Annotated in this window: 22 protein-coding genes and 4 tRNA genes; 8 read left to right on the top strand and 18 right to left on the bottom strand. The window is 46.2% G+C overall.

The window, feature by feature from the left end; translation table 11 throughout:
• Positions 1 to 5: 5 nt before the first annotated feature.
• The 4 genes from HRH59_RS11220 to HRH59_RS11205 all read right to left on the bottom strand — a co-directional run bounded on the left by HRH59_RS11220 (position 6) and on the right by HRH59_RS11205 (position 2,918).
• Positions 6 to 824 (bottom strand): LytR/AlgR family response regulator transcription factor, encoded by an 819-nt coding sequence (locus tag HRH59_RS11220; protein ID WP_173501351.1) that lies wholly within the window; start codon positions 822 to 824, stop codon positions 6 to 8.
• Positions 817 to 1,899: a sensor histidine kinase gene (locus HRH59_RS11215; protein WP_173501350.1), complete on the bottom strand. Its 1,083-nt coding sequence runs from the start codon at positions 1,897 to 1,899 to the stop codon at positions 817 to 819. The genes HRH59_RS11220 and HRH59_RS11215 overlap by 8 nt, the downstream gene beginning before the upstream one ends.
• Positions 1,900 to 2,047: 148 nt before the next feature.
• Positions 2,048 to 2,446 carry an acyl-CoA thioesterase gene (locus HRH59_RS11210; protein ID WP_173501349.1) on the bottom strand — a complete coding sequence of 133 codons (399 nt, stop codon included), beginning with the start codon at positions 2,444 to 2,446 and terminating at the stop codon, positions 2,048 to 2,050.
• Positions 2,447 to 2,567: 121 nt separating this feature from the next.
• Positions 2,568 to 2,918, bottom strand: coding sequence for an HIT domain-containing protein (locus tag HRH59_RS11205; protein ID WP_173501348.1), 351 nt, complete (start codon positions 2,916 to 2,918; stop codon positions 2,568 to 2,570).
• 77 nt (positions 2,919 to 2,995) lie between these two features.
• Here HRH59_RS11205 and HRH59_RS11200 point away from each other — a divergent pair, with 77 nt between their 5' ends.
• Positions 2,996 to 4,771, top strand: a complete 1,776-nt coding sequence (locus HRH59_RS11200) for a M61 family metallopeptidase (protein WP_173501347.1) — start codon at positions 2,996 to 2,998, stop codon at positions 4,769 to 4,771.
• A 5-nt stretch (positions 4,772 to 4,776) separates the two neighbouring features.
• Here the strand turns inward: HRH59_RS11200 and HRH59_RS11195 are convergent, their stop codons facing one another.
• From HRH59_RS11195 to HRH59_RS11185, 3 genes are all read right to left on the bottom strand, one after another.
• On the bottom strand, positions 4,777 to 5,592 hold the full coding sequence (locus HRH59_RS11195) for a M23 family metallopeptidase (protein ID WP_173501346.1): 816 nt from the start codon (positions 5,590 to 5,592) through the stop codon (positions 4,777 to 4,779).
• Positions 5,555 to 6,412, bottom strand: coding sequence for a 6-carboxytetrahydropterin synthase (locus tag HRH59_RS11190; protein WP_173501345.1), 858 nt, complete (start codon positions 6,410 to 6,412; stop codon positions 5,555 to 5,557). The genes HRH59_RS11195 and HRH59_RS11190 overlap by 38 nt, the downstream gene beginning before the upstream one ends.
• Before the next feature lie 82 nt (positions 6,413 to 6,494).
• Positions 6,495 to 6,752: a hypothetical protein gene (locus HRH59_RS11185; protein WP_173501344.1), complete on the bottom strand. Its 258-nt coding sequence runs from the start codon at positions 6,750 to 6,752 to the stop codon at positions 6,495 to 6,497.
• Positions 6,753 to 6,897: 145 nt separating this feature from the next.
• Between HRH59_RS11185 and fabA the strand changes: the two genes are divergently transcribed.
• Positions 6,898 to 7,410 (top strand): bifunctional 3-hydroxydecanoyl-ACP dehydratase/trans-2-decenoyl-ACP isomerase, encoded by a 513-nt coding sequence (gene fabA / locus HRH59_RS11180; RefSeq protein ID WP_173501343.1) that lies wholly within the window; start codon positions 6,898 to 6,900, stop codon positions 7,408 to 7,410.
• Between the two features lie 81 nt (positions 7,411 to 7,491).
• Here fabA and rmf read toward each other — a convergent pair whose 3' ends face one another.
• The gene (rmf, locus tag HRH59_RS11175) at positions 7,492 to 7,674 is read right to left on the bottom strand and encodes a ribosome modulation factor (protein WP_068238104.1); all 183 of its coding nucleotides are present in this window, start codon (positions 7,672 to 7,674) and stop codon (positions 7,492 to 7,494) included.
• 336 nt (positions 7,675 to 8,010) lie between these two features.
• Between rmf and HRH59_RS11170 the strand changes: the two genes are divergently transcribed.
• Positions 8,011 to 9,087 (top strand): hypothetical protein, encoded by a 1,077-nt coding sequence (locus HRH59_RS11170; protein ID WP_173501342.1) that lies wholly within the window; start codon positions 8,011 to 8,013, stop codon positions 9,085 to 9,087.
• Between the two features lie 14 nt (positions 9,088 to 9,101).
• Positions 9,102 to 9,866: a hypothetical protein gene (locus HRH59_RS11165; protein ID WP_173501341.1), complete on the top strand. Its 765-nt coding sequence runs from the start codon at positions 9,102 to 9,104 to the stop codon at positions 9,864 to 9,866.
• Positions 9,867 to 9,931: 65 nt separating this feature from the next.
• Here the strand turns inward: HRH59_RS11165 and HRH59_RS11160 are convergent, their stop codons facing one another.
• From HRH59_RS11160 to rlmKL, 4 genes are read right to left on the bottom strand one after another with little or no spacing between them, the layout of a single operon-like run.
• Positions 9,932 to 11,680: a DUF3466 family protein gene (locus HRH59_RS11160; protein ID WP_173501340.1), complete on the bottom strand. Its 1,749-nt coding sequence runs from the start codon at positions 11,678 to 11,680 to the stop codon at positions 9,932 to 9,934.
• Positions 11,681 to 11,708: 28 nt separating this feature from the next.
• Positions 11,709 to 13,610, bottom strand: coding sequence for an ATP-binding cassette ATPase Uup (uup, locus tag HRH59_RS11155; RefSeq protein WP_173501339.1), 1,902 nt, complete (start codon positions 13,608 to 13,610; stop codon positions 11,709 to 11,711).
• The gene (locus tag HRH59_RS11150) at positions 13,610 to 13,846 is read right to left on the bottom strand and encodes a glutaredoxin family protein (RefSeq protein WP_173501338.1); all 237 of its coding nucleotides are present in this window, start codon (positions 13,844 to 13,846) and stop codon (positions 13,610 to 13,612) included. Before HRH59_RS11150 ends, uup begins: the two co-directional genes overlap by 1 nt.
• Positions 13,847 to 13,850: 4 nt before the next feature.
• Positions 13,851 to 15,965 (bottom strand): bifunctional 23S rRNA (guanine(2069)-N(7))-methyltransferase RlmK/23S rRNA (guanine(2445)-N(2))-methyltransferase RlmL, encoded by a 2,115-nt coding sequence (gene rlmKL, locus HRH59_RS11145; protein WP_173501337.1) that lies wholly within the window; start codon positions 15,963 to 15,965, stop codon positions 13,851 to 13,853.
• Positions 15,966 to 16,170: 205 nt separating this feature from the next.
• Here rlmKL and HRH59_RS11140 point away from each other — a divergent pair.
• From HRH59_RS11140 to HRH59_RS11125, 4 genes are all read left to right on the top strand, one after another.
• Positions 16,171 to 16,247, top strand: a tRNA-Met gene (locus HRH59_RS11140).
• 85 nt (positions 16,248 to 16,332) lie between these two features.
• Positions 16,333 to 16,409: transfer RNA gene (locus HRH59_RS11135), tRNA-Met, on the top strand.
• A gap of 85 nt (positions 16,410 to 16,494) precedes the next feature.
• A tRNA-Met gene (locus HRH59_RS11130) sits at positions 16,495 to 16,571 on the top strand.
• A gap of 85 nt (positions 16,572 to 16,656) precedes the next feature.
• A tRNA-Met gene (locus tag HRH59_RS11125) sits at positions 16,657 to 16,733 on the top strand.
• Between the two features lie 379 nt (positions 16,734 to 17,112).
• On the opposite strand, the gene HRH59_RS11120 is transcribed toward HRH59_RS11125, so the two are convergent.
• The 6 genes from HRH59_RS11120 to HRH59_RS11095 all read right to left on the bottom strand — a co-directional run bounded on the left by HRH59_RS11120 (position 17,113) and on the right by HRH59_RS11095 (position 21,773).
• On the bottom strand, positions 17,113 to 17,607 hold the full coding sequence (locus HRH59_RS11120; protein WP_173501336.1) for a GNAT family N-acetyltransferase: 495 nt from the start codon (positions 17,605 to 17,607) through the stop codon (positions 17,113 to 17,115).
• Complete coding sequence (locus HRH59_RS11115) at positions 17,604 to 17,870, bottom strand: type II toxin-antitoxin system TacA family antitoxin (RefSeq protein WP_173501335.1); 267 nt, start codon at positions 17,868 to 17,870, stop codon at positions 17,604 to 17,606. Before HRH59_RS11115 ends, HRH59_RS11120 begins: the two co-directional genes overlap by 4 nt.
• A gap of 74 nt (positions 17,871 to 17,944) precedes the next feature.
• Entirely contained in the window at positions 17,945 to 18,958 is a 1,014-nt protein-coding gene (locus HRH59_RS11110) for a nuclease-related domain-containing protein (protein WP_173501334.1), read from the bottom strand.
• A 12-nt stretch (positions 18,959 to 18,970) separates the two neighbouring features.
• Positions 18,971 to 19,837: a hypothetical protein gene (locus HRH59_RS11105; protein WP_173501333.1), complete on the bottom strand. Its 867-nt coding sequence runs from the start codon at positions 19,835 to 19,837 to the stop codon at positions 18,971 to 18,973.
• A 70-nt stretch (positions 19,838 to 19,907) separates the two neighbouring features.
• Complete coding sequence (locus HRH59_RS11100) at positions 19,908 to 20,825, bottom strand: restriction endonuclease (protein ID WP_173501332.1); 918 nt, start codon at positions 20,823 to 20,825, stop codon at positions 19,908 to 19,910.
• Positions 20,826 to 20,894: 69 nt separating this feature from the next.
• Positions 20,895 to 21,773, bottom strand: coding sequence for a hypothetical protein (locus HRH59_RS11095; RefSeq protein WP_173501331.1), 879 nt, complete (start codon positions 21,771 to 21,773; stop codon positions 20,895 to 20,897).
• Between the last annotated feature and the right edge of the window lie 290 nt (positions 21,774 to 22,063).

Below are 22,063 nucleotides of genomic sequence, written 5' to 3'. Positions count from 1 at the left end.
CAGTATCAGTTACTGAACACCTGCTTTACACGGTCTTTGTAACTGCGGCTGACTTTTACCGACTGACCGTTGGTTAACATTAGCTGGTGCTCGCCGTTCGCCAGCATTTGCAGCTTGGCAATGGTATGCACGTTAACGATGGCCGAACGGTGTACCCGGACAAACAGCCGCGGATCTAACTCCTGCTCCAGCTCTTTCATGGTACGGCGCAGTATATGGGTTTGGCCGTCGCGGGTATGAATACACATGTAGTCGCCGGCGGCATCAACCCACTCGATAGCCGATACCGGAACCCGGGTAATCTCGCCGCTGTCTTTAATGCTGATTGCATCCGGAAAGCGATCGTTTACCACCGGTTCGGCATTGTCCAGCCGTTGCAAAATATTACCGGCTTCATCACCGGTAAGCTTAGCGACAGCTTCTGCTAACTGACCTTTGTGTTTTTGCGTATCCTGCGCCTGATACAATTTCAGCACTTTTTCGACTGCTTGTCGTAAGCGTTCGGGTTCTACCGGCTTCAGTACGTAGTCCAGCGCACTGACTTCAAAAGCATTAAATGCATAGTGATCATAGGCGGTAACAAACACAATATACGGCAGCGTTTGCTGCTGCGCCTGCAATTGTTTTAATACGCTAAAGCCGTCCATGCCCGGCATTTCCACATCCAAAAACACCAGGTCAGGTTTATGCTGGCTGATGCTCTCTATCGCTTGCTGGCCATTGCTGCATTCAGCGACAACATCGAGCTCAGAAAATTCTTTTAATCTTACCAACATACCCTTACGGGCCAGAGGCTCGTCGTCAACTACTATTACCTTAAGCATGTTCCTGTTCCGTTTTTTCTAGTTGTAATGGAATTCTTATATTTACTTTTACACCACGCGGTTGGTTGTGCGTCAATACCAACGCGAAATCATTATCATACAGCGCCGCCAACCGCTCTTTGGTATTCACCAGACCTACGCCACTATCATTACTTTTCGGCAAGCCATCATCGATAGTCATGCCCGGGCCATTGTCTGCCACTTCCAGCAACAAATCGTGACCAAATTTTTTCGCCGTAATGGCTATTTCACCACCGTTTATCTGGCTGGCCACCGCATACTTTATGGCATTTTCTATCAGCGGTTGCAGTATCAGGCTGGGCACCAGCGCGTGTTCTGTACCTGGCTCAATATCAAATACTATCGACAATCGTTCAGAAAACCGTACCCGCTCAATTTCAAGGTATAACCGGGCGGCGTATATCTCCTGCTCCAGCGCAACTTTGTTAATAGGATCTTTGTACAACGAATAGCGCAAAAAGTCACTAAGCCTTGTTACCATTTTATTGGCGGTGTCAGCTTCGTTGATTAATACCAGGGTAGAAATAGCGTTTAAGGTATTAAATAAAAAGTGCGGATTAAGCTGATACCGCAGCATTTTCAGCTGGGCCTCGTGGGCTTTGTTGGTGGCGGTTAAAGATTTTTGTTTTTCCAGTTGCAGGGTTTGATAGTACTTAATGCCAAAATATAACCCGCTCCAGCTTAAGATGACATAAAAGGCAACCGGCGTATCGCGCACATACTTTAACCAATCATCCGGCCTTGCGCCATGACGATATATTTCCCAGTAGTTAAAGTTACGCACGGCGGTCCAAATTGCCGCTACCGCGAATGCCAGTAATAAGATCGTCAGCACCATTTTCCACGGGATCCAATGCCACACTTTCTGATAGGCATAACGCAGCGGTATGGTGATTAACCAACCGATGTAGGAGTCCAGTGCAATCACTATTAAATAGGCATCACGGGTTTCCTGCACTAAAGACCCGAGATAATTAACAATGGCAAAACCTAACCAGCCCAGAGTATGCAGTATCCAAAACTGCCTGGTACGATCTTCAAGTAACTTATACACCAATAAAACCTGCGCTATGGCCGGACAATGGCCCGATTATAACCAAATAAGACACAACTGCCCTGCTCACTGAGCGTGTTTGGCCCCGTATTGATCGCATTACATTCGCTGTGTAAAAGCAGTCAGCCACAGTTGGCGGCACCCGCGCTTAACCCAGTACCGGTGTCGGCTTACGATCCGGACCCAGAGCGACAAAAGTAAAACTGCCGGAGATGGCTTTGTGCTGATCATCGTTGTACATATGTTCAACAAAAATGTCGACATGCACACGTATACTGGTGCGACCGACATGCTCTACTTTGGCGACCAGTTCAATAATAGTGCCGGCCGGAATAGACTCTTTAAAATCGACCCGGTCTGAGCTGACAGTTACCAGCGGTTTGCGACAAAAACGGGTGGCAGCAATAAAAGCCGCTTCATCCATCCACGCCAGTGCTTCGCCACCGAATAACGTATTGTGATGATTGGTCCGGCCGGGAAATACCGTTTTGGTTACCCGGGTAACCGCATGTTCCATCCGTTTGGCAATAAGGGCGTCATTGTTCATAGTTGTACTCTGCTGGGAAGGCATCAGGACGCGGATTCTATAAGACTTGTCTGCAATTGCAACAGTATCGCACAGAAATAGCTGTTCAGCGCCGGACGCTGCAGTTTAGTTCTTTGTTTGCTTAACGGCTTAACATAGGGCCCAGTGCCCTGCCACCGACCAAATGCAGATGGATATGGTACACCTCCTGACCGCCGTGGGCGTTACAATTCATAATCAAGCGATAACCTTTATCAGCAATACCGTGCTCTGCTGCCAGCTTACGCGCCACACTGAACAAGCGCCCCAGTGCCGCTTCGTGATGCGGCTCTACGTCATTTACTGTCGGGATCAACTGATTTGGCACCAATAAAATATGCACCGGCGCCCTGGGACGGATATCGCGAAATGCCGTTACCAACTCATCCTGATATAAAATATCGGCATTGGCTTCGCGGCGGATAATTTTACTGAATACCGTTTCTACTGCCATATCGTTTTCCTTCATTGGTTTTAGCGGCATAATAGCCAGCTTAATACGCCACAGCACGACAGGCAAAGAGTAAAACTATGAAATTTGTGAAGTACCAGCTTGAGATAAGCGATATAGCCGCACATTTACTGACGGTGAAGTTAAGTTTTAAGCCGGTAAGTAACATCCATGAATTGTTGCTGCCGGCATGGATCCCGGGCAGTTATATGATCCGCGACTTCGCCCGCAATATTGTCAGTATCAGTGCCGCCGACACAAGCGGCCCGCTAAGGCTGCAACAGCTGGACAAACAGCGCTGGCAATTGCACTGCACAGGGCGCACCGTAACGGTAACCTACCAGGTGTATGCCTATGATATTTCGGTGCGGGCAGCCTATATTGACGATGAAGTTGCTGTGCTGAACCCTGCCAGCCTGTGCCTGAGTGTCAGTGCGTTAGAGCAACTGCCGCATCGGCTGCATATCAGCAAACCCAAGTCACGCGTAACCAAGAACTGGCGACTGGCCAGCGCGCTAGCAAGAGCAGAAGGTACTGATTTTCTTGGCTTTGGTGAATATCAGGCGGCAAACTATCAGCTGCTGATAGACAGCCCGGTATTGGCGGGCCATTTTCAGCTGGCACAGTTCAGCATTGATGGTATTGAGCACTACCTGCTGGTCACAGGTGATAATTTAACCGACTTGCCACGTTTTAGCCGCGATGTAGAGAAAATCTGCCGGCAACAAATAAAAACTTTTGGCAGTTTGCCGGCCGATTTAACCAGTTACTGGTTTTTACTCTGGGTAACAGAAGACGGTTACGGCGGCCTGGAGCATCTTAACTCCACGCTGTTATTGTGCAGCCGTTTTGACTTACCTGCGCCCTACGCTGCAGAAATTGATGATAACTATCAAAACCTGCTGGCACTTTGCAGCCATGAATATTTTCACACCTGGTGGGTTAAGCGGTTAAAACCGGCTTGCTTCACGCAGTATCAGCTGACAGCAGAGCAATACACTCCGCAGCTGTGGTTATATGAAGGCTTTACTTCCTATTATGATGACCTGGCATTGGTTCGCGCCGGCTTAATTGACAGCCAAAGCTATGTTAAAACACTGGAAAAAACCATATCCAGAGTCACGCGTAACCCAAGCGATACGCAGCAAAGCCTGACAGACAGCAGTTTTACTGCTTGGACCAAGTTTTATAAGCAGGATGAAAACGCCGTTAATGCAGTAGTAAGTTACTACGCCAAAGGGGCTTTACTGGCACTGTGCCTCGATGCCTGGCTGCGCGACCACAACAGCTCACTGGACGACGTGGTGCGCCGGTTATGGCAGCAGTACCTGCCAAGCGGTACGCCGGATAATGCGCTGCAAACAGTGCTGAACCAGATGGGGTTTACAGAACTTGCCACCTTAACCGACAGCTGGCTAAACCAGGCGGCAAGTTTACCTTTAGCACAATGGATACCGGCATTGGGGCTGGAGCTTACGCTGCGGCCAATGCAACATGCTGATGATTTCGGTGGCGTTTCAACCGACACCTTGCCGTTTATCGGCGCCCAAACCAAGCTGGTGAATGGTCTGCTGCAACTGACACAGGTTTATTGTGATGGCAACGCTCATCAGGCCGGTTTAATGACCGGCGATCAGCTGCTGGCGCTGGATGGGCGTAAAATCACCCAAAGCAGCCTGCCACAGCTGTTAAAACGCTACCGTCACGGCAGCAGCTTAACTCTGCATTTTTATCGTAAAGATCGCTTACTGCAAAGCAATTTAACGTTAAATAGCGCGCTGCAACAGGTTGCTGTACTTACTGTGGCCGGGCAAGCTAAGTGTGACAACTGGTTGTGGCGCACTGAGCAGGATTAACGCTTTTATTCAGGCATCAGCAAACCCGGCAGCAGGGCCGGATCCAGCCGTTCCTGCTGCCAGTTAATACGCCAATCTAAATGCGGGCCGGTAACGCGACCGGTAGCGCCTATTTCGGCAATCTTCCGGCCCTGCGTTATGGCATCCCCCACAGCGACATCAAATTTACTCAGATGCATAAAGGTAGAGCTGATACCAAAGCCGTGGTCCACTATCAGGGTCAGGCCGGAATAGTATAAGTCTTCCGCCAGCAGCACTGTGCCACCAAGTGGCGCTATTACCGCAGCCCCAACGGGCGCGGCAACATCAAGGCCATAGTGCGGATTGCGTGGCTCGCCGTTAAATACCCGTTGGCTGCCATAAACACCGGATATGCGCCCTTTCGCCGGCATTACCGGGGTATCAAAAATATAGTTGAGGCCGGATACCGTTTGCCGCACTGCCCGTACTTGCTGATTATCGCGATGGATACGTTCTGTTACTTCTGCCGGCGGTGTGACATATTTTTGCGCTACGCCGTTAACATGCTGAATGTCGTATTGTCGCACAGTAAAACTCAGCGGCGTTATATGCTGTTTGCCGTCAAGTTGCCATGTCAGCTGATGCTCAAGCGGCGCATCGCGGCCAATACCAAACACAAAACGCCCGTCGCTGCTTACCGGCAATTCAATATCGTTAAAAAATACCTGACTACCAACAGGCGCTTTGCCGCGCAATAAACTGCCCTGAGTCAACTGCCCTTCCAACTGCAGCGCCGGCTCAGCCAGCAGCGTAAAACTGACACTAGCTAACAGCGATAGCGCCTTTACCCACACCTTCATATGCCACAACCTTATACTGTTTAGTGCTGTCTGTTTGCTTAAGCTGTATTGCAATATAATCAGCCAAACATTCAACTGTGGTATCACAGTCGACAATTTCGCAGTGTGCCGCAGGCATCGTCAATTCAAACCAGCCCTGCGCCGCCTGATAGCGAAAGCAGTAGTCGCCGTCATTAGCGCTCAGATGCTGTAAATCTGCTGGGGTGCATAGATCCTCTGCCGTACCCAGATAAATATCCTGCCAGCGTTCGCACCAATATTTGTTTAATCGCGGCGATAACATACCGTCGCTGTAGATCTGAATAGTGGAGCGGTGACCATGCGCAATACGTTGGCAATTACCGTCATGTTTCTTTAAACCATGGCTGTAATGATAGTAAAAGCCGTTGCTGGTTTCGGGGCGTAGCGTCAACACCAGCTGTTGCACATTATCCGGCAGTAAGGGGGTAATTTGCTGCTGCAAAAATTCCGTTACACTGTGTTCATTTATTTGCTCTGCCGCAATAGCCACAATGGCTTGTTGCGGTGCGGCCATCTTGATGTGCCCCCGCGCCGATTGGAAGCTTAAACGCTGCAGATCACCGCTGGTATCTGATGTTAATGCTGCAGATAAAGCCGGTATAGCCAATTTGTGATCCACCAGCTGATCAATAGCCTGCTTAATTACCTTTTTAACTTTTGAAAAATCCAACACCATTGACGTTTGATCCAGGCCGCCGAGCAGCTCTACGTCAACAATATAGCTTTCACCTAACATACCGCGCTTGGCGCACAGGTAGGAAAAATCAATAACGGTTAAATCCCGGACGAACAAAATCATTTACAGCTCTCTGGTTACTCAGGCATATACTAACGGCATTATAACGCTTTACCCGCGACGACAACACCTGCAGCGCAGGTGTTCAGCGCTTATGCTCGGTTAACCAACTGTTTAAAATCCCCACCTGGCCACATTTATGCGCGGCATACATTAAACGGATAGCATTACTGAGTAAGATACTGTCGCTCCATTCGGTTTTTTTCTGGATCTCTTCATAACAGCTTAACGCCTCGGGCGTCAGATAGCCGCGCAGCTCTTTTTTACCGGATTGTTTTTGCCGCTCGCGATAGCGTTGTTGTTTTTCAGCGTTGGTCAGCGCTTTTCCACTGGAATTGGTCATGATGTCACTCTTTGGCAATCATACTGTCATACACTTAACCGGAAGGCCGGTTTGCAGGTAAATATCAGGCTTTATACAAATCGGACTTGTCTGGCGTACAAGTGTTCGCTAAAGTGGCCCGGTATTTTCACTGGATTAAACATACATGACTAAGAATAGCTTTACAAAAGAAGATTTAATCGCTTGTGCTAACGGCGAATTATTTGGTGAAGGCAACAGCCAACTACCATCTGACAATATGTTAATGATGGACCGCATAATCCACATTTCAGAAGAAGGCGGCTTATACGGTAAAGGCCAAATTATCGCTGAGCTGGATATTACGCCGGATCTCTGGTTTTTCGCCTGTCATTTTAAAGGCGACCCGGTAATGCCCGGCTGTTTAGGCCTGGACGCGATGTGGCAATTAGTCGGCTTCTTTTTAGGTTGGTGTGAAGGCCCGGGTAAAGGCCGCGCCCTGGGCGTGGGCGAGGTTAAGTTTACCGGTCAAATTCTGCCAACGGCAAAAAAAGTTACTTATACCATCAATATGAAGCGCGTGATTAAACGTAAACTGTTTATGGGTATTGCTGATGGTGTTGTCAGTGTGGATGGCCGCGACATTTATGCAGCAGAAGATTTAAAAGTTGGTTTATTTCAGGATACATCCAGCTTCTGATGTAATTGCACTACAATGACAAAAGCCCCGCAGAATACTCTTGCCGGGGCTTTTTTAATGCGTTAAAAGATGTACAGAAAACTATTGGCCTTTGTTAAATAATCCAACATTGCGATCTTCGATGGCCTCGCGCCAGCCTCCTAACCATTGTGAGCGCGTATCTAAACCTTGATAAGGGCAAATTTCTTTTGACCGTCCGGTAACACCGGCACGATAACCTTGAGCATGAGCACGTTCCAGACGATCACGTTTTTGTCTTTTCATACGGCGGTCTTCCTCAACTTTTATGTGATAAAAATAACCACAACATATCCTGCGGCTACCTGTTAATAGATAGCCCGGACTGCTCAAAGGTTCAATTTGAATACAGCAGATTAATTACTTGACAACGGCTAACAAACTGAACTTGTTTAAGATTTGATGACAGATTTATTTATACCTAATTATTATAAAAATGACCCCGCATATATCACTCAGAAAAATTAACTTTCTAAAACTTAAAAGCAAAAAATGAGCATGCACAGTAAAAAACAAAATAAATTATTTACATAAAATTATTTATGGCTATAATGCCACCGTTTTTTAACAATGGAAAAATAAATGAAAAACTATAACACTATTAAATACTTAGCCATTCTCGTTATGGTATCACCATCTGTCCATTCGAGTACATTCGAGCAAATACCGCTGACTGAGTACTCATGCAAACCCAATGGGCAGACGGTTAAGTGGAATGATACAAGTAGTTGGTTTAGTCTCGCTGCAATTACTAATACTATTTTCAAGCGAGGCTGTAAGTACGCTCAAAGACAAATTAGAGGTTCCTATATTGATGATGTTGAGGTCATACGTGGATCGTTAGACCTGTCCATTTTACCCGGACCTATAGGATGCCAAAGCCGAAGTGAAGTTCCTATGAGTGTTGTAGGTTCTCATATGCCGACTAGCGAAAATTGGTTTATACCCACACAAATTAATTTTAAGGCAGATACCTATACGATATCTGCAAACACACCTTATGAATTACATCAAAAAGATCAGAGTAAAAGAGGCACAAACAGACTGGATAAATGGTATTCGCAATGGATAATCAGCCCGTCAGACCCAAGCTTTGGAAATGAGAAGGCACCAAATGTAATTAACGGAAGAAAAAACGGACATAGCAATACTGGCCCAATGACCTTTTCCATAGACAATAATCCGAAAACTTACCAAGTGTTAAGCAATATGTCACGTGGTACAAGAGAGTACTCTTTTAGCATTGGTGGCAGCATTGGCAGCGATTTTACCGGAAATATTAATATGGATTGGCCATCAGCTAAAATAAATGGTGAAAAGTGTTATGCAACAACATTATATAAAATAAAAGTAGAAAGAAATGCAAAACCTACAATTCATTCTATAGTTAAGAACGCAAGCAACCTGACTGCATCAGCTACGGACAAACACACAGCCGACAGTTATTTATCTTACACATGGGAAGTCACAGATATCAATAATAGAAAGCATTACAAAACAGGCAAAACAATTAGCTTGAGCGGGATTTCTGGTAACTATTACAGTGCAATTGTAACCGTCAGTGATGGCAACATGTCAAGCTCATTGAAAAAAATATTTGAAACAGCCCCACCGAGACCTATTGATGTAAGACCTTGCCCAACCTGTCAAATCCCATAAATATAGTTAGAATTATGAATATGAAGAAGAGAGTGTTAATCACCCTCTTCTTTCCAATCACATTGTCAGTTATATATATTTTAACTGATAATAACGATAGGCAAGAAGAGAGTAAATCCATTTATCATGCAAAAACAGGTGAACGAGATACTGGAGTTAGCAGCAGCAATGCAACTCCGTCAGAAGAACAGTCCGACACATTTAACATTGCGGATGCGGAAACAATTGACGAGCCAATTGAACCGTTAAAAGAATGGTATCTTAAAGAATTATCCGAATATTTTTTTACTGAATTTTGCAGGTCAGTACAAAGCAATTCAAATGTCGATGAATATATTCAGGAAAGGCTAACTACAGGTGATGATTATGCTGAGGTTGATAATGATATCTCAAAGTGCGAAGGAGTAACTGTCAAAGATTGGGGCCAACTTAGTCTAAGATATGAAGAAGAATTGAAACTTGGAAATCAATATGCTGAACTTATGTTAGCAAAGATTAACCCTCCTGGGTTCTCTCACGGTAGATATTGGTTGATGCAAGCCTCGACATGGTCACAAGAGGCGATGAATGATATAGACATGAATTTTGACAATGTAGCTTTCGACGAAATGCAAAAACTATTTTATGCAAAAATACTTAATAAAGATGACATTGTTAATGACCTTGCCAAAAATATAGAGTCAAGTGACTACTACGAAATTATTGAACTAGCAAACACTTGGAATACCTCAACACCTAAGCAAAGAAAGGTTATTTTAAATCATGAGCTTGTTAAATAGTTTTCATTTACTTTGAAAAAAGTAAGCGGCGGATAAACCGCCGCTTACTTTCAATCTGAATAATATTAGCTCCGTAAACGAAAGAAACAAAGAGTGCTTAGCACTAGTAATAAACTCCAGGGTAAAGTGCCCCCCTTACGTTCGTATGACGTTTCCTCTGTGCTGCAATTTTCGGCTTCGCCATTAGCTATGGGCAATAATTTCACCCCTGTTGCTACATCTTCTTCGATAGCGTTGCCAGCGTCATCTAACACAACATCACCAAACGCATCACGCAGCTCACGTTTCACCAGAGCAGTAGCCAAAATCTCACCGTTGTTGTTAATATCCTTTGCATCCACGATGGTGTAAGGCAGGTCGCACCCAATTAAGCTATTCAAGTCACGGAAGCTATCAGCCGCGATATCATAAATAAAGCCATGCAAACGCCGGGTAGTGGTACCGGCCAACATTACCTCTGCGCTACCCACTACTTGATCAAGATCATTTATGGCGTTCGGCATAGAAGTTGAGCTGGTAAACAGGTCTTGCGGAAATACGGTTTGCGCAGAACTGTAATCGTGGTAAAAAAACTTGCTGCGGGTTTGCGAATTAATTGTTTTACTCGCGTAGCCAACCACAATATCATTGTTGTTAATTGCAATAGCTCTACTGCTAATCCATTCAGCAACATCAATAATTGGCAGCGCTTCGTCGTCAACAAATAACGTTGCATGCTCAGTGCGATATATCTGATCTCTGGTAACTGCAACCCTGTCTGAGTCGCTGTATAATGACACGCCCACCGCAACACCTGAGTTATTTACGTCCAAAGCGCGGCTATAATAGTTAATTGCTTTAAAACCTTCTCTGTTATGAACTGCCTGACTACTTTTATCACCTAAAAAGCTTAAAATTTTTGGCGTAGAAACTTCACTGCCATTCAGTTGCCATAATAAGCCCCTTTGCGTATAACCAAATGAATTTAGCAGCTGGTTGTAGGCACCAGGTATTGTCGTACTGTTGGTGTGATAGCTGTAATAACAGAGACTCTCCGGCTGACTATCACCATCGCAATTTCCTTCTAGGGAGGCAACAGCTTCATCGACCAAATCAATACTGCCATAACCGGCAATCCAGCCGCTATCGCTAATAGCTCTAACTACAGTAAAACCACCACCCAGTTGTTGGTAAGGTGCAGGAATAGTGGTTACCTGATTATCTTGTAGCACCACGCCCAATTGATAAGACAGCTCAGGCACCCACACATTTCGCTCTTCAGGTTCTGGCGTCGTGTCTGTTGGTTCTGGCGTAAAACTTTGTAAATTAAACGTTGTACTGGCTGTACCCACCGCAATGCCGGCATTATTAATATCGTACAGGTATTCGCTGTTACGCCGCTGCAGTGCAACATCGCGTAGCGGCATATTTTGTAATATACCGTCCGTGCCACCAATATAACTCAGCGCAGAGCCGATGGGCTGACCAGCAGGGTTCAAACGCAACAAAATATTCAGCACAGTAGCATCAATATTGCCGTTTATCGCATCAGCCAACTGCTGATCCGATAGTAATGCAGTCACAGCGGCGCTTTCAAAATCTATCGCATCAAGATCTAACGGGAAATTAAATGCCCCTAAACCATTACCATTGCCCGATGTATTAGTACTTAAAGCACCATTAACAACCACACTGCCGGCATCATTTATTGCCGCAGCATACGTGGACTTTACTTCGCTGACTTCACCAATCTCAACAACGCTGTACACTGCCGCTTGTACAGAACACAGACTTAACAGCGGCAATATCGCCAGGCTGATGCGTGATAACTTCATTCGGGGCCCCTAAAATTTACTACGATTCTTATGCGTCTAATTCTTCCCAGCGTGCATACGCTTGCGCCAGCTTCGACTCGGTCTGTTGTAATTGGTTCAACGTGGCTTGCGTTTGCTCAGCACTCTGCTTAAAGAACTCGGCATCATTCACTTTGCTCTGCAAGGCTTCCAGTTCAGTTTCAAGCTGTTCCAGCAAAGCGGGCAGTTGTTCCAGTTCACGTTGTTCTTTGTATGATAACTTCTTAGTACCGGCAACAGAAGCCTGTGGTGGTATTTCTTCTGTTACAGCCTGTGATGCTTTTGTCACTTTTTGTGCTGTGGTAGCAGGTGCTTGCATGCGTTGCTGGTAAGCAATAACGTCGTCATAGCCACCGGCTATATCAATAATACGGCCGGCTCCGGCAAACAGTAGCGAACTGGTAACGGTGTTATTAACAAACTCGCGGTCATGGCTAACCAATAACACTGTGCCTTGATATTGCTGTAAAATATCTTCCAGCAACTCCAGTGTTTCAACATCTAAGTCGTTGGTTGGCTCATCGAGGATCAACAAGTTACTTGGTCTGGCAAATAATTTGGCCAGCAATAAACGGTTTTTTTCACCACCGGATAAAGCTTTTACCGGAGTACGGGCCCGTGCCGGTGGAAATAAAAAATCTTGCAGGTAGCTGAGCACATGCCGGCTTTTACCGTTTTGCATGATCTCCTGCTTACCTTCAGAGACGTTGTCCTGCACTGTAGCCTCTAAATCGAGGGAGATACGGTGCTGGTCAAAATAAGCCACCTCAATATTAGTACCGCGCTTTATCTCGCCGCTATCGTGTTTATAGTCACCCAATAACAGCTTAATCAGCGTTGATTTACCCACCCCGTTAGGGCCAACCAGAGCAATACGATCACCACGCATTACCAGCAAATCAAGCTTGTCTATTACAGTTTTACCATTAAAACTGCAGCTGATGGCTTTGGTTTCAAATACCAGCTTACCGGAGCGGTCCGCTTGCTCAATATTAAAGTCTACTTTGCCTAAAGTTTCGACCCGCTCAGCGCGTTCGCGGCGCAGCGCTTTCAGTGCTCTTACACGACCTTCGTTACGGGTACGCCTGGCTTTAATGCCCTGACGGATCCACACTTCCTCTTCGGCCAGTTTTTTGTCAAACAGTGCATTGTGCTGCTGTTCGTCTTCGAGCATTTTTTGTTTACGATCCAGGTATTCCTGATAATTGCCCGGGTGCGAGGTTAACTGGCCGCGGTCGAGATCAATAATGCGGGTAGCCAAAGCACGGATAAAGGCACGGTCGTGTGAGATAAAGATAATGGCACCGGAGAAATTCAGTAAAAATTGCTCCAGCCACTGGATAGCTGCCACATCCAAATGGTTGGTTGGCTCATCGAGTAATAAAATATCCGGTCTGGCGGCTAAAGCCCGCGCCAGGGCGGCTTTACGTAACCAGCCGCCGGATAAGGTGGCTAAACTGGCATCGGGGTTCATGTCAAACTGCTGGCACAAATCAGCTACGCGGGAATCCAGCCCCCAACCATCGCGGGTATCCATTTCACTTTGTAACTGCTCAAACAAGCGATAATCGGCATCTGAGGCGCCGTCTAAATTTTCTGACAAGGTATAAAACTGCTGTGCAATTTGCGCTAAATCACCGGCGCCTTCACGGATAAAGTCGGCAATTTTCACATCCATTTTGGCCGGTGGATCTTGTTCCAGTCGGCTCAGCACCACGCCGGTATTCACCACTATCTGGCCATCATCCAAGTTTTGCTGACCGGTCAGCAATTTCAAAAACGACGATTTGCCGGCGCCGTTGCGCCCTACCAGACACACGCGCTCACCGCTAAACAAGCTAAAATCGACGTGATCCAAAATCGGGTGCGTACCAAAGGCTAAACACGCCTGCTGAAAACGTAATAATTCCACTACTTTACATCCTTAAGCCATGTTGCAAGCCGGTCCGCATCAAAGGGCCAGCACAATTCGTTATCTCCCCGGCGTAACACCGGGATCATTAAGCGGTAGCGCGCAAATGCCTGCTCGTCATCGACAATATCGGTAACCTGAAACTGCCCTTCCAGCCCGGCTTGCTGCAGCAACTGCTCAGCCTGCTCACACAGATGACAGCCCCAGGTACTGTATAACGTTAACGTCTGCTGCATACTGTTAACGTGTTAACTCAAAACAGACGTGAATATTCGGGTTACGCTTATAATCTTCCGGCAAAGTAGCCGCCGAGATATCTTTTACCTGCCAGCCGGCATCGTTAAGCGCCTGAGTATCAATTTTAAAGCGACGTTTGTTGTTAGAGAAAATCACTTTGCCACCCGGCACCAGCCGCGGCGTGAGCATATTTAACAAGTTTACGTGGTCGCGCTGCACATCCCAGCTGTCCTGCATCCGTTTCGAGTTGGAAAAGGTTGGCGGGTCAACAAAAATCAAATCAAACTGCGCACGACAGCGGCTAAGCCACTGCAGGCAGTCTGCTTGTTCAAACTGATATTGCTTGCCGGTTAAGCCATTAACAGTGAAGTTGCGTTTAGCCCAGTCTAAATAGGTGTTAGACATATCTACCGTAGTAACACTGGCGGCACCGCCAATAGCAGCATGCACCGAGGCACTGCCGGTATAAGCAAACAGGTTTAATACGGTTTTAGCTTTGGCTTGTTGCTGGATCATTCTGCGTGTAATGCGATGGTCTAAAAACAAACCGGTATCAAGGTAATCGCGCAGGTTAACTAAAAACTTCGCGCCGTATTCGCTTACTTCTTTATATTGGCCTGCTTTGTTCAGCGCCTGATACTGCGACGTGCCTTTTTGCTTTTCACGCACTTTTAAAATCATTTTATCAGAGCTGATGCCCAATACCTGCGGCACCTGGTTTACCACATCAAACAAGCGTTTTTGTGATACCTGCTCATCAACCGTGGCTGGCGCTGCATATTCATGCACCACCACTTCACCGTCATACCAATCTACCGCCACGTTATATTCCGGAATATCGGCATCATATAAGCGGTAGCAGCTTATGCCTTCTTTTTTTGCCCATTTTTGCAGCTGTTTTACATTCTTCGCCAAGCGGTTGCCAAAAGAGCTGCTTTCACTGAAAAACAGCGCCGGCGCATCAGAGCTTACCGCCACCTGTTTTTCAGTTAAATCAAACAAGGTGAAATCACAATCCAGCGGGCCGTTGGTAAATTTATAGCTTTTGCTTTTTGATAAACGCAGTGCACGCAGTAAATCGGTGTTTGAGGTAATAATAGCCAAACGCCAACCCTGATAGTGCTGCTTTAACGCTAAGGAAAACTTACTGTACAGCGGTATTAATGAGGGTAAATCGCCCAAGCGCTCGCCATACGGCGGGTTGGTAACAATAACGCCTGCAGTAGAGCTTACCGGCGCTTTTAAAGCTGTTGCATCGGCATATTCGAAGTGCACATAAGCGGCAACACCGGCACGGGCAGCATTTTGCCTGGCTTTGGCTAAATTACGCTCATCAAAATCAGAGCCCCAAAACTGCACAGTAGCCGGTATAGTGCGCTCAGCTGCTTTAGCCTCTTGCTTTAATTGCTGCCAAACAGCGTCACGATGGCCTGGCCAGCCCTCAAAGGCGAACTTTTCGCGGCTTAAGCCAGGCGCTTTATTCAGCGCGATCAATGCTGCTTCCAGCACTATAGTGCCGCTACCGCAAAACGGGTCAAACAGTGGCTGCTCTGCCTGCCAGCCGGAGCGCTTTAACAGCGCTGCCGCTAAGTGTTCCTTTAACGGTGCTTCGCCCTGGCCGGCACGATAGCCGCGTTGGTGCAAAGACGGACCGGAAAAGTCTTGTAAAAAGTGGAAATGGTTTTTATCCAACCGCACCTGGAAGCGTACATCCGGATCCATACGGTCAACGTCGGGCCTGTTACCGGTTTCTTCACGGAATTGATCAACAATGGCGTCTTTTAAACGGATAGCACCAAACTGGGTGTTGTCGATTTTCGGGTGTTTGCCAACACAATCTACCGCCAGTGTATTGCGCAGTGACATTTGCTGCGGCCAATCAATCTTTTGCGCCACCTGATAAATATCGCTTTCGGCGGTAACCGGCTCAGATTGTATTAAACGCAAGATACGGGTAGCCAAACGCGACCACAAACATAATTGGTAGCCGGTGCGTAATTCGGCTTTAAAGCGCACTACGCCCATAGTAACTTTTACTATCTCGCCACCCTGCCCGCGAATTTCCTCCGCCAGCAGTTCCTCTACCCCTTTAGACGTTAACGCCCAGAATTCCAGCATGCTACCCAAACCCCTGTCAAAAATGGCGCTTAGTATAGCAGAATGTCGCATTTAACCGTTTGAGTTTTTGCAATAGCGCCAAATTGCCGCTTAAAACAGCGCTTTGCTTAACAAAGCAGCAGTTAAGCAGCATCTTAAAAATAAAAGCAGATAAGGGCTTGCATGGCTTTGTTAAAAACACTAAGATGCGCCCCGCAATGACGGACGCGGGATGGAGCAGCCTGGTAGCTCGTCGGGCTCATCACCCGAAGGTCGTCGGTTCAAATCCGGCTCCCGCAACCAACTTAGCACTTCGTATAATTGAAGCACTTAGTTAACGCATTGCAAATCAATCAATTATCTCTACTGCTCGGGGATAAGTCACGGACGCGGGATGGAGCAGCCTGGTAGCTCGTCGGGCTCATCACCCGAAGGTCGTCGGTTCAAATCCGGCTCCCGCAACCAACTTAGCACTTCTTATAATTGAAGCACTTAGTTAACGCATTGCAAATCAATAAATTATCTCTACTGCTCGGGGATAATTCACGGACGCGGGATGGAGCAGCCTGGTAGCTCGTCGGGCTCATAACCCGAAGGTCGTCGGTTCAAATCCGGCTCCCGCAACCAACTTAGCACTTCTTATAATTGAAGCACTTAGTTAACGCATTGCAAATCAATAAATTATCTCTACTGCTCGGGGATAATTCACGGACGCGGGATGGAGCAGCCTGGTAGCTCGTCGGGCTCATAACCCGAAGGTCGTCGGTTCAAATCCGGCTCCCGCAACCAACATCTTAACCAGCATTTAGCTGGTTTTTTTGTGTCTGAAATTCAACAACCCGAAGGTCGTCGGTTCACTCTTCATAAAGATCAGGGCTCCCGCAACCAACACTAAGGCCGACTTAATAGTCGGTTTTTTTGTGCCTGTTATTCAACACCCGAAATTCGTCGGTTCGCTCTTCACAAAGATCAGGGCTCCAGCAATCAACATTTAAACCTACTTTACGTAAGTTTTTTTGTGTCTGAAATTCAACAACCCGAAAGTCGTCGGTTCGCTCTTCACAAAGATCAGAGCTCCAGCAACCAATATTTAAGCAAGCATTTAGCTGGTTTTTTTGTGTCTGACATTCAACAACCTGAAAGTCGTCGGTTCGTTTTTAACAATAGATCAAGGTTTTGTGCTGGTTAAACGCAGCATAAGTACTAACGGGTTTAGTGGTGACTCTGCAAAACCATAGTACTGATAAAACTGTTTTGCCCGAGCATTCAGCGCATGCACCAACAAAGCCCTTACACCGGTGTTTTGCGACACATTTACCGCCCTTTGTACGGCATCTTGCAACAACCCTGCCCCCAGCTTAATGCCCTGAGCACGGCGGTCGACCGCTAAGCGCGCCAGCACTAACACCGGCACCGGGTCAGGCATATTTCTGCGCACGTTAGCAGTGGCAGCTTGTAAAGCCACTGCACCTGCTGCCAACGCATAATAACCCAACACGGTATTTTGCCTGTCGGTAACCACAAAGGTGCGGCTGGCACCGCGTAGCTGATTAGCCATTGCCCGTTTTTTCAGCCAGTTGTCTAATTCAGTCTCGCCACAGCTAAAGCTATCAAGCAGGTGGTTTACAGTTAACGGCTGTGGTGCAACAAGGTCAAAACTCATGCTTTATGCCAGGGAGCCTGCACTGCCTGCAAACGTTCCAACCCGGCATTGTGTTGCGGTTGTTCATCAAGCAAAGCGACAAACTGGTTAAACCTGGTCTGATCCAGGGCAAAATGCAGTTGATCCAGCATTATGCTTTGTGCCCGTTCACAAGCGGCTTCTAACATAAAGTCAGAACGGTTTTTGCCCAGCACTTTAGCGGCCTGATCAATAAGATCACGCTGCTCCGGCAAGGCACGTAAATTAATGGCGGCATCACGCATGACAAAACCCTTTATGTAAATACAATAGCTACACAGATCCTAGGCCTGCGTATAGCTATTGTCAACACAACAGTCTAATTGCTATTGAACTCAACTGTAGCTATTGTCGAACAATCTGCGCAGTTAAGACGATAAACTGCTTTTGCTCTGCTCACTTTGGTATTCAGGCTGTTACACGCCGGGCATGGTCTCTTCAATGGCGTATTACCCCCACAACTGCCGCATTGCACATAATAGCCATAACGGCCGGACTGCGCTGTTAAGCCTGAGCATTGGCCGCAGTGTTTGCACTGCGCAGCAACGGCATCCACTGCAACAGCTTTTGTCGGCGGCTTTGTAATTACGGCGGCTTGTGGTGTTGGTTGAACGGAGCCAGCGGCTGTGTTAGTCATCAGTGTGGCTGGGGCTGCCCATACTGCCTGAGCTTCATTTACAACATTCTGTTGCTGAATGTCTCCCAGTAGAAAATTGCAGATACATAGCAGCTCATCCTGATTAAAGGTTGGACGCGTGTCCGCTATTTTGGCAGCCAGATTATAGAACTTAATAAAGTTCATCTTCTTATCCAGCGCATCTGTGACAAACTCCGATTTCACCAGTTTTGTGGCTATGTCTTTTGGTGCTTTGGAGCGATCGATAATTGCATCGCTGGAGATAGCGCAAAACACATCGTAGCAACGTGCACCAAGCCCTTGCTGAATACCTAAGAATTTACCGATGACTTTTTCAGTATTGGCACACAGGTACTGTTTCAGTAGTTTAAGTTGCAGCTCAGCCTGTTTAATCGGCGATGGCACACCACTCCACAGCCCTTTATAACTGCGGCTCCACTCACCGTATTCGTTTACCTTCACTTCGCCGCGTATGCTTTTCGACTCCACTACAATAAAGCCGTAGGTATACACAATAAGGTGGTCTATCTGGGCGCTTTCGCCGTCATGCTCAATTCGCAGATCATTCAGCACCATTACGTTGTCACTGTTCTTGTAAGCACGGCGCAAGTAAAACGCCACGTCATGCTCTTGCTTAATGCCAGCATCGAGTTTGAGTGAGGACGAACTGGTTTGTGTTTTGTCTTTTAAGATCATAATGTTTGTCTATCAATATTTGGCAAGGCCAAGTTCGACGAGCAATAATGACAAGGAATGCAGCGCTGTTTGCGCATCTTCTTCCGTTAAATCGCGAGTGCCGTGTTGCGCCTGGGCATTGGGTTTAGCGCGTGAATGTAAGCGAGCGATTATATTACCGGTGTATTGACTTATTGTATTTTGCGGCGCCAAAGCTGCTAGTTTACTGAGTGCTTTGCCTAAATCTGGCACAGGGTCGCTAATGGCAATACCCACCGCACAGGCCGCGGCACTGCGGCAGCTTTCCACCAAATGAAATGGGCTTATTTTGCGGTTCGCTGTCTGCACCTCATCGAGAGTAATGCTAAGGCGCTGATAGTCTTCTGCGGAAATATCATTAGATAATAGCACTGGCAAAACGCCGTTCGAGCGAGTGCTTTTAAGTGTTACAACAACGTCACTGCCAAATACCTGCTCGACCGCAATCACTTTCCAGAATGATGCATATTCACCATTACCAAGAATCGCTTGGTTACTTTTAGTATCAGAAATGTAGTGATGCATGTTGTAGATCTGGTAATGGTAAAAATATTGCTCTTGGACTTTTGCGGGAGCAACTCCAGCCCATTCCACTTGCCGAACAAAAACACTCTGCATCCAATCTTTATTTGAAATTGGAAGACAAAACACCCTGCCACGTTTTATCCCAGCCGCTGGCTCATAAATGTCTTCAAGGAAAATTAGGCCCGGATACTCCCCTAGCGATCTATAGACACTGGAAACCAATCTAGGAAAGCTAATCGGAATGACAAGTTGATTTGTGACAATGGGCCTGCCGTAAATAGCACTATCGCCAATATAAACATTTTTTGTTTTGTCGCTGATACCGAGAACTGACAAAGCAACTCCTTTGCTAACTTTGGTTTTAATTAATACAATTGACTAAACTGCCTTCATTCAGAACAAACACTTAATCTTCAAAATAGTCGCTGTCGAACTTGGGGATTTTGACAATGCGGGTCGATACACCAACTTCGTGATCAATCATCAGCTCTGCCAGTTTGATACCGTCTACCAGCACAATACGCTCTACTGATTTGGCAAAATCAATGGCTTGGGCGGTGTAAGCAGAAGTGGTAATAAACACGCCCTTAGTCGCACGTTGCCCCGCTAAAGCACCGTAAAAGCCCTGGATTTCTGGCCTGCCAACACTGCTTTGCCAGCGTTTTGCCTGCACATATACTTTCTCCAGGCCTAATTTATCTAACGAGATCACACCATCAATACCACCATCACCCGAGCCACCTACCCGCTGCAGGTCATTACGGTTTGCGCCATATCCCATCTTATGTAACAAGTCTAAAACGATGGTTTCAAAGTAAGTCGGGCTTACCTTAGCAAGCGTTTCCAATAAATCAGCGGCTACGCTTTCGCGCATCTCTTTAACGGCCGCACCTAAGCGTTCTTCTGGGCTTGAAGTTTTCGTTGAACTATCGTTTTTAGTTGGAGTAATCACGGGTTCAGTGGTTGAAGTTGCTTCTTTTAACCGCACATCCATATAACCAAAAGCAAGATCGGCAACTTGCCCTTGCGATAACGGACCTACGTTACTGGCGGCAAATATTTTACCTTCATCCGTTAAGCACCAAACTCCGCGTCTGGCGGAGCTAGACAAGCCAGCCCGCTTTAAACGGTCATGCGCCCAGCCTATGCGATTCTTATAAACCTGCTGTGCCTGGCTTGGTAATAACTCAGCACGCTCATCGTCTGTTAACTGCATTATCTCAGCCGCAGCTTCGTATACCTCACGGGCAAGCGCACCCTCAGGCCGAGTAGCTAAAAAACGAAGCACGGGTTCAATAAATTGGTCGTAAGTGGGAATTGTCATTATTTAATCCGTTATAAAAATAAAACTTCTGGAAATCACGAATGAAAAACAAGACAGCCGATACGACCGTTACTGCCATGGATTCTCATAAATTTCAATATAGTCAGTTACTTGAATAATTTTAAAGCCTATGCTTTCCAGAAACAGTTTCTGACCAAGTGGTAGTTTATCAACATGAAAGTAATAGCCTTCACGCTTGCACTGTGGGTGTTTTTTGAAAAACTTGGCTCTTTCGATCAATAACCAACGCAAAAAAATCTCGGCTGAATCTAAAGCCAGACCAAAGAAAATTAGGTCGTTTTTAAAAAAAATATTTAACCATGTATTTTTACCTAGCCAATTATTTACGTCTGCAGTTTTGAATAAACGGTCATTGCCTCTGTGCAAATAAGGGCGAGCTCTTTCGACCGCCCCCATGTAATGAGATAAACCTAGCCTGATACTTCGGCTATATTTCTGAAGGCCATTAATATGCCAAATACCAAAGTCATCAGAAATATTCTTTACAATATTTGGCGAATAGTAACTTCCCCAAGGGTAATAATCGGTAAACTTTTTAGGTTCAAGATGTTTGATTTTTGCATCGAATACATCAGAAAGAGTACTTTCAAAGTTGGTAGTCAAAATGGGAGCGTTATTTTTAGAGGCCCACTCTACAATTAGCTTATGTTGGGGCTTCACTTGCCATTTAGCCATCAATTCACAAAATTCGACTTGCAAGCTCTTACTTTGCTTTTCGCTAGTTAAATCCAATGCATCGTAAAACTCGGTCAGTGAAATACCTATTGGAATATCTAAAGCTTTGGTACCCACCCGCTTACTCCAAAGTCGAATCAGTAATTTCTCCCAAGAATTATTTTTATCGTCTGAATTATACCTATTGATGCCATTACCAATTACTAAAGCGGGCTTTAGCCCTGCCTTGTTCAAAAGTGTTTTTAAATCCATTTACAAGCCCCAAATATCAAGGTCGAATTAGGTACATTTGGTATTCTTTACCGACTGTTTTCCTGTCCAACAAGCCGTGGGGCTGTTATCGCCGCTAACAAGCTCAACATTTTACTAAACATCGGTATAAGTTCATCACCCATTGTAGAGTTTACTCAAAAGCGCGAGTAATAACTTTTGGACTGCCTTTTGCAAAACTTTCCAACGCAAATGTATGTTTTACAATTAAAATATTTAAGTATGTTTGTATCATTAGTAGCAACGGCTGACAACTTTTCCTGAACCTAAGT

Origin of the sequence: Rheinheimera lutimaris (genome assembly GCF_013283795.1) — a bacterium.
Classification (GTDB): Bacteria; Pseudomonadota; Gammaproteobacteria; order Enterobacterales; family Alteromonadaceae; genus Alishewanella; species Alishewanella lutimaris.
Note: the sequence above shows the minus strand (reverse complement) of the source record. Positions and strands in the feature narration are given on the sequence as shown.